The sequence below is a fragment of the Paenibacillus sp. 01T422 genome (assembly GCF_056398785.1).
The window spans coordinates 1-950 of the sequence record NZ_JBFTQB010001409.1; the positions used below are offsets into that span (position 1 = coordinate 1).

Annotated in this window: 1 protein-coding gene; it reads left to right on the plus strand. The window is 41.4% G+C overall.

All coding sequences use genetic code 11. From position 1 onward, the window contains the following. Window positions 1-86: 86 nt before the first annotated feature. Window positions 87-920 (plus strand): ATP-dependent DNA ligase, encoded by an 834-nt coding sequence (locus tag AC1DUA_RS39140; RefSeq protein ID WP_477504805.1) that lies wholly within the window; start codon window positions 87-89, stop codon window positions 918-920. Window positions 921-950: the final 30 nt, after the last annotated feature.

A 950-nucleotide genomic window follows, 5' to 3' on the forward strand; every position in this document is an offset into this window, starting at 1 on the left:
TCATTATATTGGACTCCCTGCTTCCTTCAAATCCCATTAGTCATGGTTAACTCTAAGGTGTACCATTATTATGGGTGATGAAGATAATGTTTATTCCTCCAATGCTACTACAATATGCCAAAAACAATGATCCGTTTGATAGTATTTCCACCTTCGCAGAATTGAAGTGGGATGGCATTCGATTAATCGTATCTAATATGAAAGAATTAAACCTATATACAAAAAACACAAACGCAACAGCTAAGTATCCGGAGCTCCACAATCCGCCGATTCCGAAAGGAACTATTCTCGATGGGGAAATCGTTGTTCTTGATGAGCAAGGGCGAGCAGACTTCGAAGCGACAAATGGAGGCTTTCGGTCAAGTAAGAAACGTAAACCCGTCGTATTCATGGCTTTTGATATCTTATACCACCAAGGCTTAGACGTGACTGGATTGCCATTAATTCGGCGAAAGCAGTTGCTTGAAGAAACACTTCAAGAAACGGACCACTATAAAATTGTCCGGCCAATCAATGGCAGTGCAAAAGATTTCTTTGATATTGTTTGCCAACATGGACTTGAAGGGATTGTTCTGAAGAAAAAAGACTCGAAATACGAAAAAGGTGTCCGTTCATGGTCATGGCAAAAGGTAATCAACTACCAAAAGGCAGAGGTCTACATAACTGGTTACAGCAAGAAGGAAAGTTCTTGGCTGCTAGGCTACCCAGATGGTGATCGTATCCGTCCGATCGGTACACTTGAGCTAGGAATAACCCAGTCTGCACGTGAATCAATGTGGCCTGTGTTTCAGTCATTTAAAAGCGGTGAAAGCAAGGACCATGTATATGTAAAACCTGTGGTCAGATGCAAAGTGAAATATCGCGATTGGTATAAATCAGGAGCAATGCGGTTGCCAGTTTTCGAAGAATTTATTATTTAGGGGATGACATCATGGAATACAGGGTAAAGC